Annotated in this window: 19 protein-coding genes and 1 pseudogene; 10 read left to right on the top strand and 10 right to left on the bottom strand. The window is 66.2% G+C overall.

What is annotated here, in order from left to right; translation table 11 throughout:
* Positions 1 to 81: 81 nt before the first annotated feature.
* From ASE11_RS09115 to ASE11_RS09145, 7 genes and pseudogenes are all read left to right on the top strand, one after another.
* Positions 82 to 951 (top strand): annotated as a pseudogene (locus tag ASE11_RS09115) (TRAP transporter substrate-binding protein); the annotation flags it as partial.
* Positions 952 to 1111: 160 nt separating this feature from the next.
* A complete protein-coding gene (locus ASE11_RS09120; protein ID WP_056269456.1) occupies positions 1112 to 1642 on the top strand; it encodes a TRAP transporter small permease in 531 nt (176 codons plus the stop codon).
* Positions 1642 to 2928: a TRAP transporter large permease gene (locus ASE11_RS09125; protein ID WP_056269457.1), complete on the top strand. Its 1287-nt coding sequence runs from the start codon at positions 1642 to 1644 to the stop codon at positions 2926 to 2928. Before ASE11_RS09120 ends, ASE11_RS09125 begins: the two co-directional genes overlap by 1 nt.
* Positions 2929 to 2954: 26 nt before the next feature.
* Positions 2955 to 4244: a glucarate dehydratase family protein gene (locus ASE11_RS09130; protein ID WP_056269459.1), complete on the top strand. Its 1290-nt coding sequence runs from the start codon at positions 2955 to 2957 to the stop codon at positions 4242 to 4244.
* A gap of 41 nt (positions 4245 to 4285) precedes the next feature.
* A complete protein-coding gene (locus ASE11_RS09135; RefSeq protein ID WP_056269461.1) occupies positions 4286 to 5254 on the top strand; it encodes a Bug family tripartite tricarboxylate transporter substrate binding protein in 969 nt (322 codons plus the stop codon).
* Positions 5255 to 5289: 35 nt separating this feature from the next.
* Positions 5290 to 6201 carry a 5-dehydro-4-deoxyglucarate dehydratase gene (kdgD, locus tag ASE11_RS09140; RefSeq protein ID WP_056269463.1) on the top strand — a complete coding sequence of 304 codons (912 nt, stop codon included), beginning with the start codon at positions 5290 to 5292 and terminating at the stop codon, positions 6199 to 6201.
* 5 nt (positions 6202 to 6206) lie between these two features.
* Complete coding sequence (locus ASE11_RS09145) at positions 6207 to 7325, top strand: aldose epimerase family protein (protein ID WP_082585642.1); 1119 nt, start codon at positions 6207 to 6209, stop codon at positions 7323 to 7325.
* On the opposite strand, the gene ASE11_RS09150 is transcribed toward ASE11_RS09145, so the two are convergent.
* The 4 genes from ASE11_RS09150 to ASE11_RS09165 all read right to left on the bottom strand — a co-directional run bounded on the left by ASE11_RS09150 (position 7315) and on the right by ASE11_RS09165 (position 10063).
* A complete protein-coding gene (locus ASE11_RS09150; RefSeq protein WP_056269470.1) occupies positions 7315 to 7803 on the bottom strand; it encodes an outer membrane protein assembly factor BamE in 489 nt (162 codons plus the stop codon). The two genes, ASE11_RS09145 and ASE11_RS09150, sit on opposite strands and share 11 nt — an antisense overlap.
* Before the next feature lie 57 nt (positions 7804 to 7860).
* Positions 7861 to 9117: an Hsp70 family protein gene (locus tag ASE11_RS09155; protein WP_056269473.1), complete on the bottom strand. Its 1257-nt coding sequence runs from the start codon at positions 9115 to 9117 to the stop codon at positions 7861 to 7863.
* A gap of 107 nt (positions 9118 to 9224) precedes the next feature.
* Positions 9225 to 9539, bottom strand: coding sequence for a hypothetical protein (locus tag ASE11_RS09160; RefSeq protein ID WP_056269476.1), 315 nt, complete (start codon positions 9537 to 9539; stop codon positions 9225 to 9227).
* A complete protein-coding gene (locus ASE11_RS09165) occupies positions 9536 to 10063 on the bottom strand; it encodes a pyridoxamine 5'-phosphate oxidase family protein (RefSeq protein ID WP_056269478.1) in 528 nt (175 codons plus the stop codon). The genes ASE11_RS09160 and ASE11_RS09165 overlap by 4 nt, the downstream gene beginning before the upstream one ends.
* Positions 10064 to 10316: 253 nt before the next feature.
* Here ASE11_RS09165 and ASE11_RS09170 point away from each other — a divergent pair, with 253 nt between their 5' ends.
* From ASE11_RS09170 to ASE11_RS09180, 3 genes are all read left to right on the top strand, one after another.
* The gene (locus ASE11_RS09170; RefSeq protein ID WP_056269481.1) at positions 10317 to 10883 is read left to right on the top strand and encodes a porin family protein; all 567 of its coding nucleotides are present in this window, start codon (positions 10317 to 10319) and stop codon (positions 10881 to 10883) included.
* A 120-nt stretch (positions 10884 to 11003) separates the two neighbouring features.
* Positions 11004 to 11513, top strand: coding sequence for a DUF2059 domain-containing protein (locus ASE11_RS09175; RefSeq protein WP_162258037.1), 510 nt, complete (start codon positions 11004 to 11006; stop codon positions 11511 to 11513).
* Entirely contained in the window at positions 11464 to 11748 is a 285-nt protein-coding gene (locus ASE11_RS09180; RefSeq protein ID WP_156406286.1) for a hypothetical protein, read from the top strand. The genes ASE11_RS09175 and ASE11_RS09180 overlap by 50 nt, the downstream gene beginning before the upstream one ends.
* Positions 11749 to 11802: 54 nt before the next feature.
* On the opposite strand, the gene ASE11_RS09185 is transcribed toward ASE11_RS09180, so the two are convergent.
* The 6 genes from ASE11_RS09185 to ASE11_RS09210 all read right to left on the bottom strand — a co-directional run bounded on the left by ASE11_RS09185 (position 11803) and on the right by ASE11_RS09210 (position 19046).
* Positions 11803 to 12045: a DUF2789 domain-containing protein gene (locus tag ASE11_RS09185; protein ID WP_056269488.1), complete on the bottom strand. Its 243-nt coding sequence runs from the start codon at positions 12043 to 12045 to the stop codon at positions 11803 to 11805.
* Between the two features lie 60 nt (positions 12046 to 12105).
* A complete protein-coding gene (locus ASE11_RS09190) occupies positions 12106 to 13581 on the bottom strand; it encodes an efflux transporter outer membrane subunit (protein WP_056269493.1) in 1476 nt (491 codons plus the stop codon).
* The gene (locus ASE11_RS09195) at positions 13574 to 16813 is read right to left on the bottom strand and encodes an efflux RND transporter permease subunit (RefSeq protein ID WP_056269497.1); all 3240 of its coding nucleotides are present in this window, start codon (positions 16811 to 16813) and stop codon (positions 13574 to 13576) included. Before ASE11_RS09195 ends, ASE11_RS09190 begins: the two co-directional genes overlap by 8 nt.
* 12 nt (positions 16814 to 16825) lie before the next feature.
* Positions 16826 to 18073 carry an efflux RND transporter periplasmic adaptor subunit gene (locus tag ASE11_RS09200; protein WP_235501240.1) on the bottom strand — a complete coding sequence of 416 codons (1248 nt, stop codon included), beginning with the start codon at positions 18071 to 18073 and terminating at the stop codon, positions 16826 to 16828.
* 233 nt (positions 18074 to 18306) lie between these two features.
* Positions 18307 to 18681, bottom strand: coding sequence for a hypothetical protein (locus ASE11_RS09205; protein ID WP_056269503.1), 375 nt, complete (start codon positions 18679 to 18681; stop codon positions 18307 to 18309).
* Positions 18678 to 19046, bottom strand: coding sequence for a glutaredoxin domain-containing protein (locus ASE11_RS09210; protein WP_056269505.1), 369 nt, complete (start codon positions 19044 to 19046; stop codon positions 18678 to 18680). Before ASE11_RS09210 ends, ASE11_RS09205 begins: the two co-directional genes overlap by 4 nt.
* Positions 19047 to 19149: the final 103 nt, after the last annotated feature.

The raw sequence follows: 19149 nt of genomic DNA on the forward strand, positions 1-19149 counted from the left end.
GCCCTGGCCATGGCCAGCCTGCTGCCCTTGAGCGTCCATGCACAGAACATCGTGCTCAAGGCCCACGACACCCACCCCGCCGGCTACCCCACCGTGGCCGCCGTCGAGAGCATGGGCAAGAAGCTCGATGCCGCCACCAATGGCCGCATCAAGGTGCAGATGTTCCCCGGCGCCGTGCTCGGCCAGGAAAAAGAAGCCGTGGAGCAGGCCCAGCTCGGCGCGATCCAGCTCGCCCGCATCTCGCTGGGCGTGATCGGCCCCGTCGTGCCCGAGGTGGACGTGTTCAACATGCCCTTCGTGTTCCGTGACATCGCCCACATGCGCAAGGTGATCGATGGCGCGGTCGGCGACGACCTGCTGGCCAAGGTCACGGCCAGCCCGGCACGCCTGGTCGGCCTGGGCTGGATGGACGGCGGCTCGCGCAGCCTCTACACCAAGAAGCCGGTGCGCAGCCCGGCCGACCTCAAGGGTCAGAAGATCCGCATGATGGGCAACCCGGTGTTCGTGGACACCATGAACGCCATGGGCGGCAACGGCATCTCCATGGCCTATGGCGAGGTCTTCACCTCGCTGCAGACCGGCGTGATCGACGGCGCGGAAAACAACCCGCCGAGCATGTTCACCAGCAACCACTACACCACCGGTGCCAAGTACTACAGCCAGACCAACCACCTGATCATTCCCGAGATCCTCGTGATGTCCAAGGTGACCTGGGACAAGCTGACCCCTGCCGACCAGGCACTGGTGAAGAAGCTGGCACGTGAAGCCCAGATGGAGCAGCGCGCGTTGTGGGACAAGAGCGTGACCGAGTACTCCGCCAAGCTCAAGGCCGCGGGCGTGGAGTTCATCGAACTCGACAACAAGCCCTTCTTTGACGCCACCGCCCCGGTGCGCGCCAAGTACGGCGCTCGCTTCGCTGACCTGATGCAGCGCATCGCCTCCGTCAAGTAAAGGCTCCCCCCTGCGCCGCTTCGCGGCTTCCCCCCGGTGGGGGGACGCACCCTGTGGACCGGCACAGCCGGATTCACGGGTGCTCTGGGTGGGGCACGTTCTCCTCCTGCGTACCTGATTTCCGTAGTCGCAGTCCTTCTGATTCATCTCATTCACCACCATGGCTGAAACGATCCACCGTGCGCTTGACGCCGTCTACCTGGCCTGCATCTGGGTGGCCGGGGCCTGCATCTTTTTGATGTCGGTCTTCATCCCCTGGGGCATCTTCGCGCGCTATGTGCTGGGCACCGGCTCGCAGTGGCCTGAGCCCATTTCCATTCTGCTCATGGTGATCTTCACCTTCCTCGGCGCGGCGGCGGCCTACCGCGCCGGCGCCCACATCGCCGTGGCCATGCTGACCGAGCGCATGTCGTCCGGCGTGCGCGGTGTGATGGCCTTTGCGGTCAATTTGCTGATGGTGGGTGTCAGCGCCTTCATGGTGTTCTACGGCATCAAGCTGTGCATCGGCACCTGGGGCCAGTCCATTCCCGAGCTGCCCTGGCTGCCCGTGGGCCTGACCTATGTGCCGGTGCCGCTGGGCGGCTTCGTCACCCTCTTGTTCGTGCTGGAGTTCCTGTTCTACGGTGACCAGAGCCAGCGCAACGTGGTCCAGTTCGACCTCCTCCCCGATTCCGAAGAAAAGGCCGCCTGATGGACGCGCTCATCCTGCTCGGCAGTTTTTTCCTGCTGATGATCATCGGCACACCCGTTGCCTACGCACTCGGCATCGCCGCCCTCATCGGTGCCTGGTGGATCGACATCCCGCTGGACGCGGTGATGATCGCCATCAGCAGCGGCGTCAACAAGTTCTCGCTGCTGGCCATTCCCTTCTTCGTGCTGGCCGGCGCCATCATGGCCGAGGGCGGCATGGCGCGCCGGCTGGTGGCGTTTGCCAACGTGCTGGTCGGCTTCATTCGCGGTGGCCTGTCGCTGGTCAACATCCTGGCCTCCACCTTCTTCGGTGCGATCTCCGGCTCGTCCATGGCCGACACGGCCTCGGTTGGCGCGGTGCTGATTCCCGAGATGGAGAAGAAGGGTTATCCGCGCGAGTTCGCCACCGCCGTGACGGTCAGCGGCTCGGTGCAGGCCATCCTGATTCCGCCCAGCCACAACGCGGTGATCTACTCGCTGGCCGCCGGCGGCTCGGTGTCGATTGCCGCGCTGTTCCTGGCCGGCGTTTTGCCCGGCCTGCTGCTGGGCCTGACCCTGGCCGTGATGTGCCTGGTGATCGCCAAGCGCAAGAACTACCCCAAGGGCGACGTGATCCCGCTGCGCCAGGCGCTCAAGATCTGCGCCGATGCGCTCTGGGGCCTGATGACCATGGTGATCATCCTCGGCGGCATCCTCACCGGCGTGTTCACCGCCACCGAGTCCGCCTCCATCGCCGTGCTCTGGGCCTTTGGCGTGACCATGTTCGTCTACCGCGACTACCAGTGGCGCGAGCTGCCCAAGCTGGTGCACCGCACCGTGAAGACGCTGGCGATCGTGATGATCCTGATCGCCTTCGCCGCGAGCTTCGGCTACATCATGACGTTGATGCAGATACCGCTGAAGATCACGACGATGTTCACCACGCTGTCGGACAACCGCTACGTGATCCTGATGATGATCAACATCCTCTTGCTGGCCCTGGGCACGCTGATGGACATGGCGCCGCTGATCCTGATCCTCACGCCCATCCTGCTGCCCGTGGTCACCGCCATCGGCGTCGACCCGGTGCACTTCGGCATGATCATGATGGTCAACCTCGGCATGGGCCTGATCACACCACCGGTGGGTGGCGTGCTGTTTGTGGGCAGCGCCATCGCCAAGCTGCCGATGGAAACCGTGGTCAAGGCCCTGTTGCCGTTCTACGTGGCCCTGTTCGCCGTGCTCATGGCCGTGACCTACCTGCCCGCCATCTCGCTGTGGCTGCCGCAGACCGTGCTCGCGCCCTGATTCCTTTTTTTCAGCACATCTCGTCGATGACCTCCCACGCCATCCGACACGTCCGTGTCACGCCGATCGCATTCCGCGATCCACCGCTGCTCAACGCCGCCGGCATCCACGAGCCCTGGGCGCTGCGCTCGATCATCGAGATCGAGACCGACTCCGGCCTGATCGGCATCAACGAGAGCTACGGCGACCTGCCCATGCTCGAAGCGATGGCCAAGGCCGCACCGGCGCTCACGGGTCTCTCGCCCTGGGCACTCAACGACATGGAAGTGCGTGTCGCCGCGCTGGTCACGCCCCGGCAGACCGCGTCGGAGTTCCTCGGTATCCAGGTTTCGCTGGCACCAGGCACCCACGTCTCCAAAACCGTGGCCAAGGTGATCAGCGCCTTTGAAGTGGCGATGATGGACCTGCAAGGCCAGCTCGCCAACGCGCCGGTCGTGGACCTGTTGGGCGGCGCTGCGCGCGAGAGCGTGCCCTTCAGCGCCTACCTGTTCTACAAGTACGCAGAACACATCGAGAAGCCCTACGCACCCGACCCCTGGGGCGAGGCGCTCACGCCCGAGCAGTTGGTGGCGCAGGCGCGCCGCATGATCGGTCAGTACGGCTTCAAGAGCATCAAGCTCAAGGCCGGCGCGCTCCCACCCGACCAGGAAGCCGCTGGCCTGCTGGCCCTGGCTCAAGCCTTTCCGGGCGCACCGCTGCGCATCGACCCCAACGGCAACTGGACCGTGCCCACCAGCCTGAAGGTGGTGGAGCAACTGCGCGGCGTGCTGGAGTACTACGAAGACCCGGCCCCCGGCCTGGACGGCATGCAAGCCGTGGCGAAAGCCTGCGACGTGCCGCTGGCCACCAACATGGTGGTCACCGACCTGAAGGAATTCCGCCGCAACGCGGAGATGGGTTGCCCGGTGAAGATCGTGCTGAGTGACCACCACTACTGGGGCGGCCTGCGCGCCACGCAGCGGCTTTCGCTGATGTGCGAAACCTTCGGCCTGGGCCTGTCGATGCATTCGAATTCGCACCTGGGCATCAGCCTCACGGCCATGACGCACCTGGCCGCCTCGGTGCCACACCTCTCTTACGCCTGCGACACGCACTACCCCTGGCAGGACGACGAGGTGGTGCAAGGCGGGCGGCTGCGGTTCGATGCCGGCAGCCTGCGTGTGCCCACCACGCCCGGCCTGGGCGTGCAGATCGACCGCGAGGCCCTGGTGCGCCTGCACGAGAACTACCTGCAATGTGGCATTCGCAACCGCAACGATCTCGCGCAAATGCAGAAGTACGACCCTTCGTTCACCGGTGCGCAACCGCGTTTCTGAGCGCTGCCCCGTTTCCTCCAACAACACTCAAGGAGTTCTCCATGTCATTGAACCGCAGGCAACTCATCGCAGCGTCCGCTGCCATCGCCACCGTGGGTCTCCCCGCGCAGGCGCAAAGCTTCCCCACCAAGCCGGTGCGCCTCATCGTGCCCTACCCACCGGGCGGCTCGTCCGACATCATCGCGCGCGCCATCAGCCAGCTGCTCTCCGAGAGCCTGGGCCAGCCGGTGGTGGTGGAGAACCGTGCCGGCGCCAACGGCAACATCGGCGCCGACCTGGTGGCCAAGTCCGCACCCGACGGCCACACCATGCTGCTGTGCGACGTGGGTGCCCTGGCCATCAGCCCATCGGTCTACACCAAGCTGGCGTTCAACCCCAGCAGAGACCTGCGCGGCGTGACCATGCTGGCCTACTCGCCCCACATGCTGGCCGTGCACCCCTCGGTCAAGGCCAACAACCTCAAGGAACTGGTCGAACTCTCCAAGACCTCCGACCTGAACTTCGCGGTGACGGCCGTGGGCAGCGCACCGCACGTGGCCGGCGTCGCCGTGCAGCGCGCCACCGGCGCCAAGTGGATCTACGTGCCCTACAAGGGAGGCTCGCAGGCCGTGACCGACACCGTGGCCGGCCAGACCCAGGTGATCATGAACGGCATGCTGGCCACGCTGCCGCACGTGCAGAGCGGGCGCCTCAAGGTGCTGGGCATCTCCAAGAAAACACGCATGCCACTGGTGGGCAGCGTGCCCACGCTGGCCGAACAGGGCGTGAGCGGTTTTGAATCCGGCACCTGGCAGGGCGTGCTGGTGGCCAACGGCACACCGCCGGCCATCATCGCGCGCCTGAACACCGAGCTGATCAAGATCATCCGCAGCCCCGACGTGCGCGCGCGCCTGACCGGCCAGGGTGCCGAGGTGGTGACCATGCAACCCGCCGAGCAGGACGCACTCTTCGAGCGCGAGCGCAAGCGCTGGGGTGAGGTGGTGGCCGAGGCCAACATCAAGCTCGACTGATTGTTCAACAAGATTTTCAAGAAGAGGACGTTCACGTGAATCCCCAGGATCTCAAATCCATCGTCAGCAGCGGACTGCTGTCGTTCCCGGTCACCGACTTCGACGCACAAGGTGAATTCAATGCCCAGGGTTATGCCGCGCGGCTGGAGTGGCTGACGCCCTACGGCGCGAGCGCGCTGTTTGCGGCCGGTGGCACGGGCGAGTACTTCTCGCTCAGTGGCCCGGAGTACGGCGCCGTGATCAAGACCGCGGTGGACACCTGCCGCGGCAAGGTGCCCATCATTGCCGGCGCGGGTGGCCCTACCCGCACCGCCATCGCGCACGCGCAGGAGGCCGAGCGCCTGGGCGCGCACGGCGTGCTGCTGTTGCCGCACTACCTCACCGAGGCCGGACAGGAAGGCCTGATCGCGCACGTGGAGCAGGTCTGCAAGAGCGTGAAGTTCGGCGTCATCGTCTACAACCGCAACGTCTGCAAGCTCACACCCGAGTCGCTCGCGATCCTGGCCGATCGTTGCCCCAACCTCATCGGCTTCAAGGACGGCGTGGGCGACATTGAAATGATGATGTCGATCTATCTGAAGATGGGCGAGCGCTTCTCGTACCTGGGCGGCCTGCCCACAGCCGAGGTGTATGCGGCGGCCTACAAGGCGCTGGGCACGCCGGTGTATTCATCGGCGGTGTTCAACTTCATCCCGAAGACCGCGATGGACTTCTATGAAGCCGTGCGCACCGACGACCACGCCACGCAGCACCGCTTGCTCAAGTCCTTCTTCATGCCCTACCTGGACATCCGCAACAAGGGCCAGGGCTACGCGGTGAGCATCGTGAAAGCGGGCGCCCGGCTGGTGGGCCACGGCGCCGGTCCGGTGCGCGCACCGTTGACCGACCTGAAGCCGGCCGAGATGGAACAGCTCGACCAGCTCATTCGCGCGCTCGGCCCACAATAAGGCCGATGAGCCCAGAACCCCTCCCCTCGCCCGTTCCCTCGCCGTTCCCGCACCTGCTCGACCCGACCCGTTTCACAGGCACCGTGGACGGGCGGCCCACCGCTCTCTTTCTGCTGAGCAACGCGCGCGGCATGGTGGTGGCCATCACCAACCTCGGCGCCAAGGTGCTGCAGATCGTGGTGCCGGATCGGCACGGGGTGCTGGACGACGTTGCGCTGGGCTACGACAGCCTGGACGCCGTGCTCACCGGCTCACCCTCCATGGGCGCGTTCGTGGGGCGTTACGCCGGGCGCATCGGCGGCGCGCGTTTCACGCTCGCCGGCATTGAACACCGCCTCACGCCCAATGCGGGAGCCCACTGCATCCACGGCGGGCCGCGCGGCGCGCGGCACCGCGCGTTTGACGCGCGACAGGTGGACGCGCAGACGCTGGAACTGCACCACCGTTTTCTGACCACGGAAGACGACTTTCCCGGCACGCTGGACCTGCAGCTCACCTACCGCCTGACGGACGACAACGCGCTGGTGATCGAACACCTGGCCACCGCGCTGGACGATCCCGGCCCGGCCAGCTTCACCAGCCACATCTATTTCAACCTCGACGGGGTGACCGAAGGCCAGACCATCGACGGCCATGTGTTGCACGTGCCGCACGCCAACGAGGTGCTGGCCACCGGGCTTGACGGTATTGCCACCGGCAAACGCGTGTCGTTGAACGGCCATGTGCACGACCTGCGCAGCGCAAAAACGCTGGGTGCCCTGCCCGACATCGACCTGAGCTATCCACTGGATGCCCACCCGGACAACGAAGCACGCCTGTGTGCGCAACTGCGCAGCGAAGCCAGCGGCCGCTCGCTCGATGTGTGGACCACCGAGCCCTTGCTGCAGGTGTACACCGCCGGCCAGCTGGGTGCGGCCGAGAAGCCCGATGTGGGCAAACGGGGTGTGCGGCATCGTCCGCGCTCGGCCGTGTGCCTGGAGCCGCAGTGGTTTCCCAACGCACCCAACTGCCCCACGCTGCCGCAGAACCTGGTGGCGCCAGGACGGCCTTACCGGGGCACCACGGTTTACCGCTTCGGCGTGATCGGGGCCGAGGCGGAATCAGCCCGCCCGGTCAAAAGATGAAAGGCTCTTCGCGGCGGTTGCACTCGGGTGGCTCACCGTAACCGGCAGACCGCACGACCTGGTCTTCGGCAATTTCCACTTGGAACCACCGGCAGAACGGGTTTTCATACCGGTAGCTCCACACCGAGCCGCGCGAGCGGGCCAGCCCATGCACCTCACCCGGGCGGCCCAGCCGCTGGCGCACCTCGTCCTGGGTCATGCCGGGGTTGATCTGAAGGAAATTCGCCTCGGTGAGCACCTGCTCGGAGCGGCTCACCCGCCCGGCACCGTCGAGATACACAAACCAGGTGTGATGGCCATACGGCCCGCGCGGAAACTCCAGCCGGCTTCCCCCGTCCACCTGGCGCAGCGTCTCCGGCGGCCCCATGCGGGCCACGACCTCGTCCCGGGTGGCACCGGTGAACCCGGTCGGCGGCGCGTAGCCACTGCAAGCCGACAAAACCGCTGCAGCGGTGAGCAAGGACAACACGGTGCGCATGGTTCGATCTCCTGTGTTCAAGATGGTTGGCGTTTGAAGGCGTGGTCGGCCGCAAGTTCACGACCGGCTGTAAGCCAGGCCCGAGGCCACGCCGCCAAACAGATCGCCCTCGACCATGGCCACGCCCGCAAACTCGGCCTGCAGCGCGCGCTGGAACGGCCGCAGGGCAGAGGAGCCGCCGGTGAGGTAGATGGCGTCCAACGTGGTGTCGGTGAGGCCGGCGCGTTGCACGCATTCGCGCGCGCAGGCCACGGTGCGCGCGAGCAGGTGCCCCAAGTGGTCGCGCATGGCGTCGGCGTCCATGGCTGCGCCCAGCCCGCGCTCCACCTCGGACAAATCCACCCGTGTGGCGCCATCCTGCTCCGAACATCGGATCTTGGCCTGCTCCACCTCGTGCGCGATGCGGTGGCCGTCGCGGTGCTTGAGCACCTTCATCAGGCGCTCGTGCAGCGCCACGTTGCTGTAGTTCACCCGCAGCTGCTGCGCCTGGCTCAAGGCGCGCGGCTGGTAGAGCCACTGGATCAGGTGCCAGGTGGAGAGATCGAAGAACACGCGACTGGGCACCTCGCGCTGCTGCGGCCCCAGGTGCTTGTAGCCCAGCAGGGGCATCACCTGCTCCAGGCTGAGCTTGTGGTCGAAGTCGGTCCCGCCAATGTGCACACCGGTGGTGGCCAGCACGTCACCCGCGCGGTCAGCCAGCTTCATGCGCTGCGGGCCCAGCCGCACCACGGTGAAATCGGACGTGCCACCCCCCAGGTCCACCACCAGCACCACGCTCTCGCGCTCCAGCCGCCGCTCGTAGTCCAGCGCGGCGGCAATCGGCTCCAGCTGAAACGACACCTGCCTGAAACCCACGGCCTGCGCGGCCTGCAGCAAGGAGTCTTGCGCCAGCGCGTCGCGCTCCAGGTCATCGTCGACAAAATGCACCGGCCGGCCCATGACCACCTTGGTGGGCGCCACGCCCAGTGACTGCGCCGCGCGCTCGCGCAGCGCGGCCAGAAAGGTGGCCACGATTTCCTGGAAACTGATCTGCTGGTGGTTGACCACCGTGGTCTCCAGCAGCAGCGGGCTGCCCAGCAGGCTCTTGAGCGAGCGCATCAAGCGGCCCTCGGTGCCGGCGAGGTACTGCGCCACCGCGTCGCGGCCGAAATGCGTGCTGCTGTCTTCCGCGTTGTAGAACACCGCCGTGGGCATGGAGACCGCCGTGCCCTCCAGCGCAATCAGGCGCGCCGTGCCCCGCACATCGGCCCACGCCATGGCCGAATTGGAAGTGCCGAAATCAATGCCGAGCGTGCCGTGGAGCGGAGGAGTCATGGGGAGCAGGTGGGAAGTGACCCCCGAGGCACGAACGGAAGCGCCGGCTCATGGGGAGCGCGGATTCTGCCACCGTTGTGGAGCGGCCCTCCCCGGGCACGCCCCAGCTACCGGCGACGAACGCTGTTTTCGTCCTGCGGCGGGTGCTGACCGCCCGCGCCCGGCACGTCTCTGGCGCGCTTCGCCGCGTCCTGCCCCGGCGTGGCCCGCATGTCGGTGTCCACCTGACCCTGCTTCAGGTCTTTGTAGGCCTGCAGGATCTTCGGGTCCGGCTGGTCGTCCGTCATGTCGGTGTCTTCGTCGCGTTCGTGCGGCAGCTGCAGGAGCGTCTTGCCGTCTTCGGGTGGCAGCTCAAACGGCGTGTCGGGCTCCACCGGCTGGTTGGGCACATCGGGCGCGTCGGCCGGAGCGGGCTTGTTCATGCTCGGCTTCCGACCGGCAAGGCACCGCGCGACAGGCCTTCGTGCGAACCGTGCTCACCCATGCCGATGGGCTTGCCCGCCACGATGGACACCAGGTCGCTCACGGCACGAACCATCTTGCTGTTGGGCGCGTCCCAGTAGTCGGCCGCGTGGGGCACAAACTTCAGCAAGGCCAGATTCGGGGAGTCCGGACCGTCGGGAAACCAGGGGCGCGCAAAGGACGACCACAGGCGCTCGATGTGGCCACGGTCAGTGACGATCTCGCCGTGCCCCGAGAGCGATACGTAAGTGCTGTCGTCCAGGTCGGTGAACGCCAGGTTGGCCACCCGCAGGCGCTCCACCTTGGCGGAACGCGTGTCGGTGAAAAACCAGATGGCGCCGCTGGCGTCCATCTCCAGCGCGTACATGGGACGGCTGGCGAGCGACCCGTCGGCCTCGATGGTGGTGAGCATCGAGGTGGCAATGCCCTTGATCAGCTCGGCAATGTGCTTGAGTTCGGGGGTGGTCTGGGTTTCGATGTTCATGGGTGGCCCTCGTCATCGGTCAATGGAGCCACCACGGTAAAAACAATCGCCGGATGGGTCTGTGCGCTGGCGAACCGGCCAGCCAACGCCCGGGCGCCCACAACCCCATGGGGGAGACGCATTTCAGCCCACGCGTTGTTCAATCGCCACTTGTTGAAACCTAATGCTTAACTTATTGGAAAGTAAGGTTCTTCCGATTGGTAGGCTCAGCACCATTCCTGTTTTTATTGATTCATTTTTTACATTCATCGCCATGAAATTCGCACACCAAGCCCTGGCCGCCACGCTCTTCTCCGTCACCGCCGCAGGCGCGCATGCCCAGACCCAGGCCCCAGCCCCTTCCAGGCTCTATGCTGAGATCGGCCTCACCGCCGTCAACCTGGAAATCACCAGCAACGGCGCCAAGCTCAAGGCCAACCCCACCGGCTTGTCCGCCGTGTTGGGCTACCAGGTGCATCCCAACGTGGCCATTGAAGGCTTTCTGGGCCTGGCCAGCACCCGGGAGCCGCTCGAGTTCAACGGAACACCCGTCGGCCTCAACGCCAAGATCGACAGCGCCGCCGGCTTCTTCGTCAAGCCCAGCGTCATGGTGAGCAACAACGTGGAACTGTTTGCCCGCCTGGGCTACCTGCGCACCAAGATCACGGTGTCGTCCGCCGCCGGCAGCACCAGTGACAGCGACACAGGCACCGCCTACGGCCTGGGCGCCAACCTGTACCTGACCAAGTCCTCGTACGTGCAGACGAACTGGACGAGCTACTACAAGGAAAGCGGCGTGAAGTCGCAGGGTTTGACGCTGGCTTATGGGATGCGGTTTTGAGGCGTGGGGGGACGGGGGACCGCTCTTGCACAGCCGTGGCGCGTCAGGACGCTCAACCAGCGGCTTTATCAGTGCTGTCGCCAATATTGCGGTCAGTTGCCAATGAACTGGGAGGTTCAATTGATCAAACTACTGAGCTTTCTGCTTCTGAGCGCAATACTTTTTGGCGCGGGCGGCACGCATGCTCAGACGGACCATGCCACAGCCGAGAACTTGCTTCGCAAGTCAGGACTCTGGGACCAGTTGGGCAGCGTGGCTCCTCAAGTCCAGGCCGGATTCGCTGAAGCACTTTCGCAGGGGGATTCCAAGCCGAGCGCCGCCGAAGCTGAACGCATCTCACGCGTCATCGAGAATGCCTTTTCGGCGACGAGAATGCGCGCGGTCGGTATCAAGCTTGTCGCGAAGAAGTTGAGCGCGCGCGACGTGGCCGATCTTTTGCGTTGGTATGACTCTCCCATTGGCCGGCACATCGCAAAGCTGGAAGCGAAAGCATCTGAGGAAAGCGGAGACCTTCAAGCTCTCATGAAGCAGGGACTTGCACTGCTGGAAAGTTCGCCACCACCGCGCAGGAAACTGCTCGATGAGCTACTGGTTTTTGTTGCCTGCGGCCGAGCCGAGAACCCAGCTTGAGGCGCAACGACCAGAGATGTTGAAGGCTTTTGCCGCGCTTTCACTGGCTGGCTTCGCCAAGGCGTATGCAACGCTGCCTACCGATCATCTGGAAAGGTACGTGGCATTCGTCCAGTCGCGGCCCGGCCATGACTTCAATGCTGTCGGCATTGAAGCACTCGATGCCGCGCTCACCGAGGCAGCAGCCGAGCTTGGTCGCCAGTTGCAAGGCGCCAAGGATCAGTCGAACACGTAAGTGCCCAGCCCGAAGCCGACCGCTCTGGCCCCTCGGTCGAGGCGAGGCCACAACTCAAACCACCGGCCCCCTCAGCGCCACATTCAACTGATCCACCACCTCCGCCCAATCCGCATCCTCCAGGATCTCTTCGCGCAGCAACGCGCTTTGCGCCGCTGACCAGAAGGGCGCATCGGCCAGACGCACATCGTCGGGCAGGGGTGCGTGATCGAGCAGAAACGCTTCGATGGATGCGGGGTCGGACGACAGGCCGAGTTGGGCGAACAGATCCGAGAAGCGGTGAAATGACTTTTCCATGGTGGGTACCTTGAAGACAGATGGGTTGCCCAAAGGGTACTCCCAGCGCCGCGCCACCCGCTACCGGCTCTGGCCGACCGTGGTGGCCGCTGCGGTGGTTGGCGTCCATCCCCCGCCCAAGGCCCGGTACACCGTCACCAGCGCGGTGGCGGTGCCCACCCGGGCCTGCACGAGTTGGTCGCGGGAGTTGAGCACTTCGCGTTCGGCGTCGAGCACGGCCAGGAAGTCGGTCACACCGGCGTCATAGCGCAGCCGGGCCAACCCGGCGGCCTCTTCGGCGCTGCGGGCGGCCACGTCCAGGCTGTCGGCGCGTTGTGCGCTGCGGCTGTAGCTGCTGAAGGCGCCTTCGGTTTCTTCCAGCGCCACGGCCACGGTCTGCTCGAAGCTGGCCAGGCTTTGTTGGGCGCGCGCTTCGCTGGCGCGGATGCGCGAGCGGATGGCGCCGAAGTCGAACGGGGTCCAGCTGATGCCGGCACCCAGTGCGTAGCGGGCCGACTGGCTGTCGTTCAAGTCGCCGATGCGCGCGGCGTTCAGGCCCAGCAGGCCCGAGAGCGACAGGCGCGGGTACAGCGCGGCGGTGGCCACGCCGATGTTGGCGGTGGCGGCGGCCAGTTCGCGTTCGGCGGCCATGAGGTCGGGGCGGCGTTGCAACCACTGCTCGGGGGTGCCCACGGGCAGTGTGGCCAGGTCGGTCATGGGCAGGCCGGGCAGCGGCGCGGGCGCGCTCAGCTCGGCCAGCAGGGCGCGGGGTGCCTGCGCGGTGAGCGTGGCCAGGCGGAACACGCTGCGCTCGATGGCGGTCTGCAGCGCCGGCAGCGCGGCTTCGGTTCTGGCCACCAGGCCACGGGCGCGCGCCAGGTCGAGCTGGGTGCCGCGGCCGTTGTCCACGCGGGCGTTGGTGATGCCCAGCGCGTCGCGCTGGTTCACCAGGCTGGCCTCGGTCACGCGCAGGCGCTCCTGCAGGCCGCGCAGTTCCAGGTAGTTGCGCGCCACCTCGGCCGCAACAGCGGTGTGGGCGGCGTTCAGGCCGGCCTCGCTGGCACTCACGAGGGCGGCAGCGGCCTCGCGGCCCCGGCGCACGCCGCCAAAGAGATCAATCTCCCAGTTGGCGACAAAGCTGGCGTCATACGCGGTGCCGGTGCGCGCGCTGCGGGTGGTGCCGGGCTGTTGCGTGATGGGGCGGATGGAGCGCTCGGCGCTGGCATCGATGCCCACGCCCGGCAGGCCGGCTGCGTCGGCCTCGCCCTGGTTGGCGCGCGCCTCTTGCAGGCGGGCCTGTGCAATGCGCACGTCGCCGTTGGCCTGCAGGGCGCGTTCGATCAAGGCGCTCAGGCGCGCGTCGTTGAAGCCGCGCCAGAAGGTGGCGATGTCGGCCGCGGGCGCTTGTGCGTTGACAGCGGTGGCGCCTGCGGCGATGAACCCGGCGTCCAGCGCGGTGGTGGGGCGCTGGTAGTCGGGGCCCACGGCGCTGCAACCTGAAAGCACAGCAGCGAGCACGGCAGCGAACAGCGCGGAAGGCACAAGGCGCCTATTCATGGCTGGCTCCCTGCACGGCGACGTGGGAGGCGGCGCTTCGGCGGGCCTGGCGGCGGCTGCGCAGCAACGCATAAAACACCGGGGTCAGGAAGATGCCGAACAAGGTGACGCCCAACATGCCGGAGAACACGGCAATGCCCATGGCGCGGCGCATTTCGCTGCCCGCGCCGCTGCCCAGAATCAACGGGATCACGCCGGCGCAGAAGGCGATGGAGGTCATCAGGATCGGGCGCAGCCGCATGCGGCAGGCGTGCACGATGGCGGCAAACAGCTCTTCGCCGCGCTCTTCGAGGTCCTTGGCGAACTCCACGATCAGGATGGCGTTTTTACAGGCCAGGCCGACCAGCACCACCAGCGCCACCTGCGTGAAGATGTTGAGGTCACCCGGCTGCGAGAACGGCGGGAAGCTGGAGAGCCACACCCCAAACAGCGCCGAGAGGATGCCCATGGGCACGATCAGCACAATCACCATGGGCAGGCTCCAACTTTCATACTGCGCAGCCAGCACCAGAATCACCAGGAGCACGGAAATGCCCAGCACCGCCGCGAGGATGGGTGCCTTGGTCTGAGTGCCGGGCAAGGTGATGTCGCGTGTGAGGCGGTCCTGGTAGCTCAGCTCGGTCCACTCGTAGTTCATACCGCGCGGCAGGGTCTTCTTGAGCAGCGACTCGATCTCGCCTTCGGCCTGGCTCGAAGAAAAACCCGGGTTGGGCGCGCCGTTGATGTCGGCCGAGGGAAAACCGTTGTAGCGCGTCACGCGCGTGGGACCAAAGGTGGGCTCCACCGTCATGAGCGCGCCCAGCGGCACCATCTCGCCGGCGGCGTTGCGCGTCTTGAGGTTGGTGATGGCTTCGGCGTTGTTGCGGAACGGCGCGTCGGCCTGCACCACCACCTGGTAGGTCTTGCCGAACTGGGTGAAGTCGTTCACGTAGAGCGAACCCAGATTGACCTGCATGGTGTCGTAGATGTCGGCGAGGTTGATGCCCATCTGCTTGGCGCGCGTGCGGTCCACGTTGGCGTAGAGCTGCGGCACATTGATGTCGTAGCCGGAAAACGGCGTGCCGATGCTCGATTGGGGGTTGCCGTACACCTGCCCCAGCGTGCCCCACACCGCGCCATACAGCGCCTGCTCACCGAGGCCTCCCCGGTCCTGCACCTGCAGCTTGAAGCCGCCGGCGTTGCCCAGGCCGTCCACCGCGGGCGGCGGCACCACAAACATGCGCGCCCCCTGAATCTGCTGGATCGCACCGTTGATCTGCCCCAGGATCGCGCCCTTGCTGAGGTCGGGTGTGGTGCGCTCTTCGAACGGCGCCAGGCCGAAGAAGACGATGCCTTCGTTGGGCGCGGCCGAGAAGCCGGCGATGGAAAGACCAGGAAAGGCCACCGAGTCGATGATGCCGGGCACCTTGAGCGCGATGTCGCTCATCTCGCGGATCACCTTGTCGGTGCGGTCGATGGACGAGCCCGCGGGCAACTGCGCGATGCCGATCAGGTACTGCTTGTCGGGCGCGGGCACGAAGCCGGCGGGGATGCGCGTGAACAGCAGCGCCGTCGCGGCCAGCAGGATGGCGTAGACCGCGAGCGAGGCCGTCTTGTGCCGCACGATATAGCCCACGCGGCGGCCATAACCTTCGCTGCCGCGGTGGAACACGCGGTCGAACCAGCGGAAGAAGGGGCCGAACACCTTGTCCATGGCGCGCGTGAGCCGGTCGGGCGACTGGTCGTGCGGGTGCAGCAGCAGCGCCGAGAGTGCCGGGCTGAGCGTGAGCGAGTTGAAGGCCGAGATCACCGTGCTGATGGCAATGGTGACGGCGAACTGCTTGTAGAACTGGCCGGTCAGGCCGGGCACGAAAGCCAGCGGCACGAACACCGCGCAGAGCACCAGCGCGATCGCGATGATGGGCCCCGAGACCTCGCGCATGGCCTGGATGGTGGCGTCGCGCGGCGACAGGCCTTCCTCGATGTTGCGCTCCACGTTCTCGACCACCACGATGGCGTCGTCCACCACGATGCCGATGGCCAGCACCAGACCAAACAGTGTGAGCGTGTTGATGGAATAACCGAGCAGCAACAGGAAGGCGAAGGTGCCCACGATGGACACGGGCACCGCCAGCAGCGGGATGAGCGAGGCGCGCCAGGTCTGCAGAAAGACGATGACCACCAGCACCACCAGCGCGATGGCCTCCAGCAGCGTGATCACCACTTTCTCGATGGAGGTCTGCACGAAACGTGTGGGGTCGTAGACGATGCTGTAGCTCATGCCGGGCGGAAAGTTCGCCTTCATCCGCTCCATGGCCTCGCGCACGTTGTTGGAGAGCGCGAGTGCATTCGAGCCCGGCGCCTGGAACACGGCGATGGCTGCGGCTTCCTTGTTGTTGAGCAGGCTGCGCAGCGCAAAACTGCCGGCGGAGAGCTCGACCCGGCCGATGTCGCGGATGCGGATCATGCCGCCGGTGGCGGGCTCGGCACGAATGATGATGTCGGCAAATTCCTGCTCGGTGGTCAGGCGGCCCTGCGTGTTGACGGCGAGCTGGAACTCGGTGCCGGTGGGTGCGGGCGGCGCGCCCACGGTGCCTGCGGCCACTTGCGCGTTCTGCTCGCGGATCGCGCCGATCACCTCGGCCGTGGTGAGGCCACGCGCGGCGAGTTTGGTGGGGTCGAGCCAGACGCGCATGGCGTAGTCGCCCGCGCCAAACAGGATGACCGAGCCCATGCCTGGTATGCGCAGCAAATCGTCGCGCACGTTGAGCTGGCCGTAGTTGCGCAGGTAGAGCGCATCACGGCTGTTGTCCGGACTCACCAGGTGCACCACCATGGTCAGGTTGGGGCTGCTCTTTTCGGTGGTCACGCCGATCTGGCGCACGATCTCGGGCAGGCGCGGCAGCGCGCGGTTGATGCGGTTCTGCACCGCGGTTTCAGCGGCTTCGGGGCTGGTGCCGATCTTGAACGTGACGGTGAGCGTCATGGCGCCGTCGGCGGTGGCCTGCGAATCGAAATACAGCAGGTTCTCGATGCCGCTGATCTGCTCTTCCAGCGGCGTGGCCACGGTCTCGCTGATCACGCGCGGGTTGGCGCCGGGGAACTGCGCGCGCACCACGATCTGTGGCGGCGCGACCTCGGGGTACTCGGAGAGCGGCAACTGGAAGATGGCCAGCGTGCCGATGAGGAAAATGAAGATCGACAACACGGCGGCAAAGCGCGGCCGGTCGATGAAAAAGTGTGAGATGTCCATGGGGCGCTCCGCTCAGGCCGCGCGGGCGTCGGTGGCGCGCTGCGACGTGGGCGGCGGACCACCGGCCGGCGCCGCGGGTGCGGCCGGAATCGGCATGCCCAGGGCATCCACCTGCAGCACCTGCGGCGCCACCGGCACACCCGGGATGATGCGCTGCAGGCCGTCCACCACCACGTTCTCGCCGGCCTTGATCTGCCCCCCGCCCACCACGCGCATGCCGCCCTGCAAGGCACCGAGCTGCACACCGCGAAACTGCGGCTGGCCATCGGCGCCCACCACCACCACGAACTTCTTGCTCTGGTCGGTGCCAATGGCGCGCTCGGGCACCATCACCGCCGCGTAGGGCGCGCTGGTGGCCATGGTCAGGCGCGCGGCCAGGCCAGGCACAAACTGGCCCTTGCCGTTGTCAAAGCTGGCGCGCAGGCGGATCGCTCCGGTCTGCGGGTTGAGTCGGTTGTCCACGAAATCGAGCGTTCCAACATGAGGAAATCCGTCCTCGTTGGCCAGACCCATGCGCACGGCGGGCGTCTTCTCGTTGGCCGCGCGGATGCGCAGGAAAGTCTGCTCGCTGCCGTCGAAGTAGGCGTGGACCCGCGACACGCCGGCGATCGAGGTGAGCACGCTCTGCTCGGTGACCAGATTGCCGGCCGTGATGTTGGCCCGTGAGGCGCGCCCGGCGATCGGTGAGCGCACGGTGGTGTAGGACAGGTTGAGCTGCGCCACCCGCAGCGCGGCCTGGGCGGCCTTGATGTCGGCGTCGGTGGTGCGCGAGCTGGAAGAGAGCTGGTCGAACTCCTGGCGCGAAACGGCCTTGGCATCGAGCAGTTTCTGCGCGCGGGCCACCTCGGTGGTGGCGAGCTCTGCGCGTGAGCGCGCGGCGGCCAGTTGCGACTCGGCACGGGCCACCTCGGCCTCGAACGGACGCGGGTCGATGGTGAACAGCAACTGGCCTTTGGAGACCAGCGCGCCATCGGTGAAGTGGACCTTGTCCACCACCCCGCCCACGCGGGGGCGCAGTTCCACGTATTCAGCCGCCTCCAGCCGACCGCTGAAGGTCTCGCTGTCGGACACGGTGCGGGCCACCGCGGGGGCCACGCTCACCGGCGCGGCCTGGGGTGGGCCGCCTTGCGCGTCGGCCGGGCCACCGCAACCGCTCAGCCAGGACGTGGCCACCAGAAAGAGAGACCACAACGCCAGAGGGATGCCCCGGCGCGGAGCGCGCGACGAATAGTTCATGTTCAACTGCCTGAAAGGGTTCATGACCGTTCCCGAACCAGGAAGGCGCAACGGTGAAAGTGCGCCATCAAGTTCCGTGCAGCGCGTTGACGCTGCAGGAACTTTCCAACCGGGTCTTTATCGACCGCGCGAGCATACGACCACTCGGCTGGTTTGGTCGACCCCCAAAGGTGGGGGGCTTGCATCGGACGACAGGTCTTTCAGACGGAGGACACGTTGCCACCGTTTTTGTGATCAAACGTCACAAGTGGCGGATGTCAGCCGCCCGGCAGTTCTTCCCGCGCTTCCACCGCCAGTTGGCGCACCACCGAGCCGCAAGCGGCCGCCACCGCGCGAATGCGCAATGCACGCCCAGGCGGCAGCTCTACGCGGCAGTGGTAGTCCAGCCCGTCGGTCTGGCCGGGGCTGCTGCTGGCAATGCGGCGCGACCATTGGCGCTTGCCGTCAAGCTCAACAGAAAGTTCGTGCCAGGCGCCGTCCAGCGGCTGTGGCACACGCACCACGAGCGTCGCGTCCACATCGAAGCTGCGATGCCGATCCAGCGAGCCGGGGATGTCGAGCACCGCGACCGACGCGCCGCCCACGTCGCAGCGCCAGACTTCGGGCTTGGTCGAGCGGGATCGAGGTTTCATGCGGTCAGAAGCTGCTTCAGCTCACCCGACTCGGCGAGCCGTTGCACGTCTTGCGCGCCCCCCACCAGCACGCCGCGCACAAACACCATGGGAAAGGTGGGCCAGCCGGTCCACATCTTGAGCGCATTGCGCCGGCGCCACTGCGAGACATAGCTGCCGATCTCCAGGTACCCATGGGCCACACCGGCGGCGTTCAGCGTCTTGCGGACCCGGCGCACCCAGGGGTTGCCCGACATGCCGAACACCATCACGGTGTTGGAAGCCACGTCGGTCTGGACCTGGCGCAGCAAGTCACTATTGAGGTTGGCCACTTTCTGCTGGATGGCGGGGTGGATGGCGGCTTCATCGAGAACGGGGCGGGGCATGGTCTGGTCCTGGTGGTTCGGGCAACCGAACTGTAGTGGCTTTGACTACCCAGCAGCCAAGGCCCTAGGACAGCAGAGGGAGTGGAACTTCTTCCTTAGCACT

It is taken from the genome of Hydrogenophaga sp. Root209 (assembly GCF_001428625.1).
Lineage (GTDB): Bacteria > Pseudomonadota > Gammaproteobacteria > Burkholderiales > Burkholderiaceae_C > Hydrogenophaga.